The sequence below is a fragment of the Pseudomonas sp. DW-iso3 genome (genome assembly GCF_058725305.1).
Genome location: NZ_JBZXDZ010000001.1, coordinates 569,243 through 578,456 on the forward strand (window position 1 = coordinate 569,243; position 9,214 = coordinate 578,456).

Annotated in this window: 8 protein-coding genes; 1 reads left to right on the top strand and 7 read right to left on the bottom strand. The window is 61.9% G+C overall.

Annotated features, from left to right (window positions below; all coding sequences use genetic code 11):
* Positions 1-7 precede the first annotated feature (7 nt).
* The 7 genes from AC4PS7_RS02650 to AC4PS7_RS02680 form a co-directional block, all read right to left on the bottom strand.
* Positions 8-1,432: a gamma-aminobutyraldehyde dehydrogenase gene (locus tag AC4PS7_RS02650; protein ID WP_021492452.1), complete on the bottom strand. Its 1,425-nt coding sequence runs from the start codon at positions 1,430-1,432 to the stop codon at positions 8-10.
* Between the two features lie 177 nt (positions 1,433-1,609).
* Positions 1,610-2,419 (bottom strand): ABC transporter permease, encoded by an 810-nt coding sequence (locus tag AC4PS7_RS02655; protein WP_021492451.1) that lies wholly within the window; start codon positions 2,417-2,419, stop codon positions 1,610-1,612.
* The gene (locus tag AC4PS7_RS02660) at positions 2,409-3,338 is read right to left on the bottom strand and encodes an ABC transporter permease (RefSeq protein WP_010212656.1); all 930 of its coding nucleotides are present in this window, start codon (positions 3,336-3,338) and stop codon (positions 2,409-2,411) included. Before AC4PS7_RS02660 ends, AC4PS7_RS02655 begins: the two co-directional genes overlap by 11 nt.
* A 1-nt stretch (position 3,339) precedes the next feature.
* Entirely contained in the window at positions 3,340-4,374 is a 1,035-nt protein-coding gene (locus tag AC4PS7_RS02665; protein WP_021492450.1) for an ABC transporter ATP-binding protein, read from the bottom strand.
* A 201-nt stretch (positions 4,375-4,575) separates the two neighbouring features.
* Entirely contained in the window at positions 4,576-5,727 is a 1,152-nt protein-coding gene (gene ydcS / locus AC4PS7_RS02670; protein WP_047541333.1) for a putative ABC transporter substrate-binding protein YdcS, read from the bottom strand.
* Between the two features lie 72 nt (positions 5,728-5,799).
* The gene (locus AC4PS7_RS02675; RefSeq protein WP_010212652.1) at positions 5,800-7,257 is read right to left on the bottom strand and encodes a gamma-aminobutyraldehyde dehydrogenase; all 1,458 of its coding nucleotides are present in this window, start codon (positions 7,255-7,257) and stop codon (positions 5,800-5,802) included.
* Between the two features lie 133 nt (positions 7,258-7,390).
* Entirely contained in the window at positions 7,391-8,302 is a 912-nt protein-coding gene (locus AC4PS7_RS02680; protein WP_010212651.1) for a LysR family transcriptional regulator, read from the bottom strand.
* A 168-nt stretch (positions 8,303-8,470) separates the two neighbouring features.
* On the opposite strand from AC4PS7_RS02680, the gene AC4PS7_RS02685 reads away from it, so the two are divergent.
* Positions 8,471-9,181 (top strand): tellurite resistance TerB family protein, encoded by a 711-nt coding sequence (locus tag AC4PS7_RS02685; protein ID WP_047541335.1) that lies wholly within the window; start codon positions 8,471-8,473, stop codon positions 9,179-9,181.
* The last annotated feature ends 33 nt before the right edge of the window (positions 9,182-9,214 follow it).

Sequence of the window (9,214 nt, forward strand, 5' to 3'; positions counted from 1 at the left end):
TAAATCGTCAGTGCTTGAACATCACATGGCGCACGCTGGTGTAGTCCTCCAAACCATACATGGACATGTCCTTGCCATACCCGGACAGTTTCTGACCGCCGTGGGGCATTTCGCTGACGAGCATGAAGTGGGTATTCACCCACGTGCAGCCGTACTGCAGGCGTGCGGCCAAGCGGTGGGCGCGTCCTACATCGGCGGTCCACACGGACGACGCCAGGCCGTAGTCCGAATCGTTGGCCCAACCGAGCACCTGCGCTTCATCAGTGAACCGGGTCACCGATACCACCGGCCCGAACACTTCGCGGCGCACGATCTCATCGTCCTGCTGCGCGTCGGCCAGCACGGTCGGTTCAAAGAAGAAGCCATTGCCTTCCACCGCCTTGCCGCCGGTGACCAGGCGAATGTGCGACTGCGCCACGGCGCGTTCGACGAAACCTGCGACACGGTCGCGATGCTGCGCGGTAATCAATGGGCCCAGCTCGGTGGCCGGGTCATCCTGCAAGCCGTACTTGATGCTGGCGACCGCCGCGCCGAGTTTCTCGACAAACTGCTCGTAGATCTCCGCTTGCGCGTAAATCCGACAGGCTGCGGTGCAATCCTGACCGGCGTTATAGAAGCCGAAGGTGCGGATGCCTTCCACGGCGGCGTCGATGTCTGCGTCGTTGAAGATGATCACTGGCGCCTTGCCACCCAGCTCCATGTGCATGCGCTTCACGCTGTCGGCGGTGCTGGAGATGATGTTTGCGCCGGTGGCGATGGAGCCGGTCAGCGACACCATGCGCACTTTCGGGTGGTTCACCAGCGGGCTGCCGACGGTTGGCCCGCGGCCGAACACCAGGTTGAGCACACCGGCCGGGAAGAGGTCAGCGGCCAGTTCGACCATGCGCAGGGCCGTCAGCGGGGTTTGTTCCGACGGCTTGAGCACCACGGTATTGCCGGCGGCGAGGGCCGGGGCGATTTTCCAGGCAACCATCATCAGTGGGTAGTTCCACGGTGCGATGGACGCAATCACACCCACCGGGTCGCGGCGGATCATTGAGGTGTGGCCGGGCAGGTATTCACCGCCTGCCGAACCGCTCATGCAACGGCTGGCGCCGGCAAAGAAACGGAATACATCGGCAATCGCCGGGATCTCATCATTCAAGGCGGCGCTGTAGGGCTTGCCGCAGTTGTCCGATTCCAGCTGGGCTAGCTCTTCGCCGTGGGCTTCGATCACGTCCGCCAGTTTCAGCAGCAACAGCGAGCGGTCTTTGGGTGCGGTTTGCGACCAGCTTTCGAACGCCGCATCGGCTGCGCGCACGGCGGCGTCGACCTGGGCTTCGCTGGCTTCGTTGATTTCCACCAGCACGCGGCCGAGCGCCGGGTTGAATACAGCCTGGGCCGGGCCTTCGCCTTCTACCAGTTGGCCGTTGATCAGCAGTTTGGTTTGCATGGTTCAGCTCTCCTAAAACGAGTGTTTACCCCTGAGCAAATGCGGTTCAAATGTGGGCGCTGGCTTGCCCGCGATAGCGGTGGATCAGCCAGCCGATTCATCAACTGACAGCCTGCGATCGCAGGCAAGCCAGCTCCCACACTGATCCGTGTTTCTTCAGTGGCAGGGTCTTGTCAGTTATTTACCGCCACTCCCCGCCACGCTTTCACCGCCGCGGGTCAGGTAATAGGCACCGAGAATCGGGAACATCGTCACCAGCATCACCAGCATGGCGACCACGTTGGTCACCGGCACATCCCGTGGGCGGCTGAGCTGGTTGAGCAGCCACAAGGGCAAGGTGCGTTCGTGGCCGGCGGTGAAGGTGGTGACGATGATTTCGTCGAACGACAGCGCAAAGGCGAGCATGCCGCCGGCCAGCAGTGCCGAGCCCAGGTTGGGCATGATGATGTAGCGGAAGGTCTGCCAGCCGTCGGCACCCAGGTCCATCGACGCTTCGATCAGGCTGTGGGAGGTGCGGCGCAAGCGTGCGATGACGTTGTTGTAGACGATCACTACGCAGAAGGTCGCGTGGCCGACGATGATGGTGAACATCCCCGGCTCGATGCCCAGCGTCTTGAAAGTCGCCAGCAATGCGATACCGGTGATGATCCCCGGCAGCGCAATCGGCAGGATCAACATCAGCGACACACCTTGCTTGCCGAAGAACTCGCGGCGATACAGCGCAGCCGAGGCCAGGGTGCCGAGCACCATGGCGATCAGGGTAGCGATGGCCGCAATCTGCAACGACAGCTTGATGGCTTCCAGCACGTCCGGCCGGGCGAACGCCACGCTGAACCACTTCAGGGTGAAGCCCTGGGGCGGAAAGCTGAACGCGGCTTCTTCGGTATTGAAGGCGTAGAGAAAGATGATCAGGATCGGGAAGTGCAGAAACACCAACCCGCCCCAGGCTGCAATCTTCAGACTCATACTTGATTTTTCAGAGTGCATCGAAGGCCCCCAGGCGTTTGACGATGGACAGGTAAACCGCGATCAGCACGATCGGTACCAGAGTGAACGCCGCCGCCATGGGCATGTTGCCGATGGCGCCTTGCTGGGCGTAGACCATGCCGCCGACGAAGTAGCCGGGCGGGCCCACCAATTGCGGCACGATGAAGTCGCCCAGCGTCAGCGAGAAGGTAAAGATGGAGCCGGCGGCAATCCCCGGAATCGACAGTGGCAGGATCACCTGCATGAAGGTCTGACGCGGCTTGGCGCCAAGATCCGCCGAGGCTTGCAGCAACGACGGCGGCAGTCGTTCCAGGGACGCCTGGATCGGCAGGATCATGAACGGCAGCCAGATGTAAACGAACACCATGAAGCGCCCCAGGTGCGAGGTGCTCAAGGTGCTGCCGCCCACGCCGGGAATGCCCAGCACGAACTGCAACACCGGCTCCAGGCCCAGGTGCTGCACGAACCACTGCGCTACGCCGCCCTTGGCCAGCAGCAAGGTCCAGGCATAGGCCTTGACGATGTAGCTGGCCCACATCGGCATCATCACCGCGATGTAGAAAAACGCCTTGGTCTTGCCCGTGGTGTAGCGCGCCATGTAGTAGGCAATCGGGAAAGCAACGATGGCGCTGGCGATCGACACCGCGATCGCCATGCTCAGGGTGCGCACGATGATGTCGAAGTTCGACGGCTGGAACAGCGCGGCGAAGTTGGCCAGGGTCAGGTCCGGCGTGACCGCCATGGTGAAGTCGTCAAACGTATAGAAGCCTTGCCACAGCAGGGTCAGCAGCGAACCCAGGTAGATCGCGCCGAACCAGATCAACGGCGGCACCAGCAGCATCGCCAGGTAGAGGTTGGGCTTGCGGTACAGCAGGTTGGAAAACCTGCGCATCGGCGGTTGGGAAAGGGCCAGGCTCATGTCACACCTCGCCTGCGATATCGGTCAGCGGCACCATGGCTTCACGGGCCCAGCGCGCGGTGAGGGTCTGGCCGACCTGGTGCCCGGCAGTGGTGTCCAGCCACTGGTTGTTGGCGCGGCTGATATTCAGGGCCTGGCCGTTCTCCAGCTTCAATTCATAGCGGGTGGCGCTGCCCTGGTACTGGATATCGTGGAGCAAACCGCTGATTTCTACTTCGCCGGCGCCCAGCGGGCCTTCGGCAAACCGCACATGTTCCGGGCGGATCGAGAAGGGTTGCGCGGTGCCGCCGAGGCGCTGGGCCAGCTCGCCACGAATCACGTTGGAGGTGCCGACGAACTCGGCGACGAACGACGTAGCCGGTTTCATATAGAGGTTGCGCGGCGTGTCGACCTGCTCGATGCGGCCTTTGTTGAACACCGCTACGCGGTCGGACATCGACAACGCTTCGGTCTGGTCGTGGGTCACGAAGATAAAGGTGATGCCCAGTTGGCGTTGCAGCTTCTTCAACTCACTTTGCATCTGCTCGCGCAGCTTGAGGTCGAGGGCACCCAGGGGTTCATCGAGCAGCAACACCCGTGGGCGGTTGACCAGAGCGCGGGCCAGGGCGACACGTTGGCGTTGGCCGCCGGAGAGCTGTACCGGCTTGCGGTCGCCATAGCCGCCGAGGGCGACCATTCCCAGAGCTTCTTCGGCACGGTTCATACGCTCGGTCTTGCCCACGCCCTTGACCTTGAGGCCGTAGGCCACGTTGTCGCGCACATTCATATGGGGGAACAGCGCGTAATCCTGGAATACAGTGTTGACGTCACGCTGATACGGCGGCAACCCCGCGGCTTCCTCGCCATGGATGCGGATCGAGCCCGCGCTCGGCTGCTCGAACCCGGCTATCAGGCGCAGGCAGGTGGTCTTGCCCGAGCCGGAAGGGCCGAGCATGGAAAAGAACTCGCCGTCCTGGATATCGATGGAAACCCGGTCAACGGCTTTCACTTCGCCGAACTGACGGGAAACGTGAGTGAATTGGACTGCAAGCGTCATGGTGCGGTGCTCCAAAAAGGCGCGGGTCGTCGCAGCGGCCCGGCCTGGACTTCTGAAAAAACGGGATAGCGGTGTACGCGGTCAAAATGTGGGAGCGGGCTTGCTCGCGAATGTGGTGTTTCAGCCAACACATCTGTAACTGACCCACCGCTTTCGCGAGCAAGCCCGCTCCCACCTTTTGTCCTGCGTTGTCAGGAAGGCTTAGCGGCCACCCATGATCGCGATGTAATCCTGGGTCCAGCGGCTGTACGGCACGAACTTGCCGCCTTCAGCCTGCGGGGTTTTCCAGAAGGCGATCTTTTCGAACTGGTCGAAACCGTTGGTCTTGCAACCCTCGGCGCCGAGCAACTCGCTTTCCTTGCACGCCGCGGGCACCGCCGGCAGCGAACCGAACCAGGCGGCAACGTCGCCCTGGACTTTTGGCTGCAGCGACCAGTCCATCCACTTGTAGGCGCAGTTCGGGTGCTTGGCCTCGGTGTGCAACATGGTGGTGTCGGCCCAGCCAGTGGCGCCTTCCTTAGGAATGGTCGAGGCAATCGGCTGCTTCTCGTTCTGCAGGCCGTTGACCTGATACGGCCAGGCGCTGGAGGCCACCACACCTTCGTTCTTGAAGTCACTCATTTGCACGGTGGTGTCGTGCCAGTAGCGGTGGATCAGCGGTTGCTGGGCGCGCAGCAGTTCGAGCACGGCCTTGTACTGGGTTTCGGTCAGTTCGTAGGGGTTCTGGATGCCCAGTTCCGGCTTGGTCGATTTGAGGTACAGCGCCGCATCGGCGATGTAGATCGGGCCGTCATACGCTTGCACGCGGCCTTTGTTCGGCTTGCCGTCCGGCAGGTTCTGCGCGTCGAAAATGACATTCCAACTGGTGGGCGCGGTCTTGAACACGTTGGTGTTGTACATCAACACGTTCGGGCCCCACTGGTACGGGGTGCCATAGGTTTGTTGGCCGACCACGTACCACGGCGCATCTTTCAGGCGTGGGTCGATGTTCTTCCAATTGGGAATCAGCGCGGTGTTGATCGGCTGCACGCGCTTGCCGACGATCAACCGCAGTGACGCATCGCCCGACGCGGTCACCAGGTCATACCCGCCCTTGGCCATCAGGCTGACCATTTCGTCAGAGGTGGCGGCGGTTTTCACATTGACCTTGCAGCCGGTTTCCTTCTCGAAACCGGTGACCCAGTCGTAGGCCTTGTCACTTTCGCCACGTTCGATATAGCCGGGCCAGGCGACGATATCCAGCTGGCCTTCACCGGCGCCCACCGCTTTGAGCGGTTCGGCGGCCTGGAGGCTGGCGCTGGCCAGCAGCGCGGTGGTCAGGGCACTGAGCAGTGCAGTCTTGTGCGCAGACATGGGGGTTCCCTCTTCTTTAATTATGGTCGGGGCAGTGTTTGAAGCCGGTAACGCAAACGCTTAATTGTTGTTTTAAAGATGCTGGCCGTGGCGCGCCATGATGTGGCGCACCACGCTGTAGTCCTGCAGCGAATCGCTGGACAGATCTTTCCCATACCCCGAGCGCTTCAAGCCGCCGTGGGGCATTTCGCTGACCAGCATGAAATGGCTGTTGATCCAGGTGCAGCCGTATTGCAGGCGCGCCGCCACCTGCATGGCCTTATCAAGGTTCTGGGTCCATACCGAGGACGCCAGGCCGTATTCGGAATCGTTGGCCCAGTCCACCGCCTGTTCCAGCTCATCGAAGCGCGTCACCGTGACCACCGGGCCGAACACTTCGCGCTGCACGATTTCGTCGTTCTGTTTACAGCCGGCGAGCAGGGTGGGCTGGTAATAGAAGCCCGCGCCGGAATGCACGGCGGCACCGGTGATGCGTTCGATATGCGGTTGGCCGAGGGCACGCTCGACAAAACTGGCGACCCGGTCGCGCTGGCGCGTGCTGATCAGCGGGCCGAGTTCATTGTCGGCATCACGTTTACCGGCAAAACGCAGGCTGCTGACCGCTGCGCCCAGCTCGGCTACCAGTTTGTCGTGGATACCGGCCTGGGCGTAGATGCGGCACGCGGCAGTGCAGTCCTGACCGGCGTTGTAATAGCCGTAGGCGCGTACCCCGTCGACCACGGCGTGCAGGTCGGCGTCGTTGCATACGATCACCGGGGCCTTGCCGCCCAGTTCCAGGTGCGTGCGTTTTAGGGTTTTTGAGGCGGCTTGCAGAATCTTCTGCCCGGTGACGATATCGCCGGTCAACGAAACCATGCGCACTTTGGGATGGCTGACCAAGTGACTGCCGACGCCTTCGCCGCCGCCACACAGAATGTTGATCACGCCGCGTGGCAACAGTTCTTTCAGGACCGGAGCCAGGGCCAGGATCGACAGCGGCGTGTGTTCCGATGGTTTGAACACCAACGTATTACCGGCGGCCAAGGCTGGGGCGATTTTCCACGCAGCCATCATCAGCGGGTAGTTCCACGGCGCAATGGATGCCACCACGCCAATCGGGTCGCGACGCACCATGCTGGTGTAGCCCGGCAGGTATTCACCGCTCAGTTGTCCGGTCTGGCAGCGCACGGCGCCGGCGAAGAAACGGAACACGTCGACGGTAGCGCTCAAGTCATCCTGGCGGGCCAGGTGCAACGGCTTGCCGCAGTTCAGGGACTCCAGGCGGGCCAGGTAGTCGGCTTGTTTTTCGATGGCGTCGGCAATGCCGAGCAGGATGTTCGAGCGTTGCTGCGGCGTGGTACGCGACCAACCGGCAAAGGCGCGGTGGGCGGCGAGGATCGCGGTTTCCACCTGCTCGGCGCTGGCTTCGGCGATTTGGGTAAGCACTTCACCGGTGGCCGGGTTGAGGATCGGCTCGGCAAAACCCTGGCCATGAACCAGTTCGCCGTCGATCAGCAACGCAGTGAGTAGCGGGGTGGGCGCGCCGGGCATTTTTCGCGATCTCTTTTCTTGTGTGGCCATGGGCGTTCTCTTACAAGGCGCCTGACCTTCTCTTATGGGATGAACAGAGACTAGAGGTCAGGCGCGAGGTCAACAAATACTAAATACTGAATGCAGCATTCGATTAAATAGATGGCTTGCGTGGGTGCGGCTGTTCGCGGGCGACGGTCAGGAACGGGTCCACCAGCGTCGGACGCGCGGTGCCACGGCGCCACGCCAGGCCGACATCAAGGGTCTGGCTGAGGTCGGCAATCGGCCGCGCTTCAATAATGTCGCCCTCAAGCGACCAGGGCCGGTAGGTCATGTCCGGCTGGATCGATACGCCCAGTCCGGCGGCCACCAGGCTGCGAACGGCCTCGGTAGAGGCGGTGCGCAAGGTCACGCGGGGTTGCAGGCCCGCACTCGTCCACATGCGCTGGGCGTTGTGGCCCATTTCGTCGACGTTCAGCTGAATCAGCGGCTCACGCGCCACATCGGCCAGGTTGATACTGTCGTGTTCCAGCAATGGATGTTGCGCCGGTAGCCACAAACGGTGGGGCGAATGGGTAAGGACTTCGGTCTGCAGGGCGTGGCGGTCTTCCAGGTTGGAGAGAATCAGCACGCCCACGTCGATTTCGCCGCTGACCAGCAAATGCTCGATATACGGGCGTTCATCCTCCATCACGCGGATTTCCACATTAGGATAGGCGCGCTGGAAACGGGTCAGCAGGTCCGCGAGGTAATAGCCCGCCACCAGGCTGGTCACGCCGATGGTCAACTGTCCGGCGACTTGATCGGTGCTCTGTTGCAGGCTGCGCTTGGCGTTGTCGACGGTGGCCAGAATGAGGTGTGCCTGGCGCAGGAATTGATGGCCCTGGTGGGTCAGGGTCATGCCCTTGGCGTGACGGTTGAACAGGTTGACGCCGATTTCCTGCTCCAGTTGCTGGATCGCCAGGGTCAGGGTGGACTGGGAAATAAACGCGGTCTGCGCGGCGGCAGAGATCGAGCCGGTCTCGGCCACTGCAATAAAGTGCCGGATTTGACGCAAGGTCATCATGCTGGAATTACCAGTGAGGTATTTTTATAGATGTGTTCGAGTGTATATCGATTTAAGCGAAGGGCGGCTGCGTTACATCTGGAAGCACTCTAGATCGGGGCTTTTTGGCACTTAGTTTTACGCTGGGAGCCTATTGGTCTTATGAACCCTAGTGTCTGGAGGCTACGAATGAATACCCGTGGATTGCTCGATCAGTTGCTCAAGTCCGGCCAGGATATGTTGCAAAACAAGGCTGGCGGCCAGCGTAAACAGGACGACAAAGGTGCGTTGGGCGGTTTGCTTGGCAGTGGTGGCCTGGGCAGCCTGCTCGGTGGTGCGGGCGGCGGCGCCCTGGCGGCCGGCGCGATGGGTCTGCTGCTGGGCAACAAGAAAGCCCGCAAGTTCGGCGGCAAGGCCCTGACCTACGGCGGCTTGGCGGCGTTGGGCGTTATCGCCTACAAAGCCTACGGCAACTGGCAGGCCAGCCAGGCCAATGCGCCCCAAGGCGAACCGCAGACCATCGACCGCTTGCCACCGGCGCAGGTCGAGCAACACAGCCAGGGCATCCTCAAGGCGCTGGTCGCCGCCGCCAAGGCCGACGGCCATGTGGATGAGCGCGAGCGCGAACTGATCGAGGGCGAATTCACCAAGCTGGATAACGACCGCGAGTTGCACAGCTGGCTGCATGCCGAACTGAACAAGCCCCTGGACCCCGCCGACGTGGCGCGGGCCGCCGGCACGCCGGAAATGGCGGCCGAGATGTACATCGCCAGCGTGATGCTAGTGGACGAGGAAAACTTCATGGAGAAGGCCTACCTCGACGAGCTGGCACGCCAACTGAAACTGGAGCCAGGCTTGAAGCTGGAGCTGGAAAAACAGGTACGCCAAGCCACCCTCTGAGGCTGCCGCCTGACCACCAACACCCCGGTTGCC

What these genes read in the sequence shown, in the direction of transcription:
- AC4PS7_RS02685 (WP_047541335.1), top strand. Translation starts at nt 8,471, where the DNA reads ATGAATACCCGTGGATTGCTCGATCAGTTGCTCAAGTCCGGCCAGGAT.
- AC4PS7_RS02665 (WP_021492450.1), bottom strand. Translation starts at nt 4,374, where the DNA reads ATGACGCTTGCAGTCCAATTCACTCACGTTTCCCGTCAGTTCGGCGAA.
- AC4PS7_RS02655 (WP_021492451.1), bottom strand. Translation starts at nt 2,419, where the DNA reads ATGCACTCTGAAAAATCAAGTATGAGTCTGAAGATTGCAGCCTGGGGC.
- ydcS (WP_047541333.1), bottom strand. Translation starts at nt 5,727, where the DNA reads ATGTCTGCGCACAAGACTGCACTGCTCAGTGCCCTGACCACCGCGCTG.
- AC4PS7_RS02675 (WP_010212652.1), bottom strand. Translation starts at nt 7,257, where the DNA reads ATGCCCGGCGCGCCCACCCCGCTACTCACTGCGTTGCTGATCGACGGC.
- AC4PS7_RS02660 (WP_010212656.1), bottom strand. Translation starts at nt 3,338, where the DNA reads ATGAGCCTGGCCCTTTCCCAACCGCCGATGCGCAGGTTTTCCAACCTG.
- AC4PS7_RS02680 (WP_010212651.1), bottom strand. Translation starts at nt 8,302, where the DNA reads ATGATGACCTTGCGTCAAATCCGGCACTTTATTGCAGTGGCCGAGACC.
- AC4PS7_RS02650 (WP_021492452.1), bottom strand. Translation starts at nt 1,432, where the DNA reads ATGCAAACCAAACTGCTGATCAACGGCCAACTGGTAGAAGGCGAAGGC.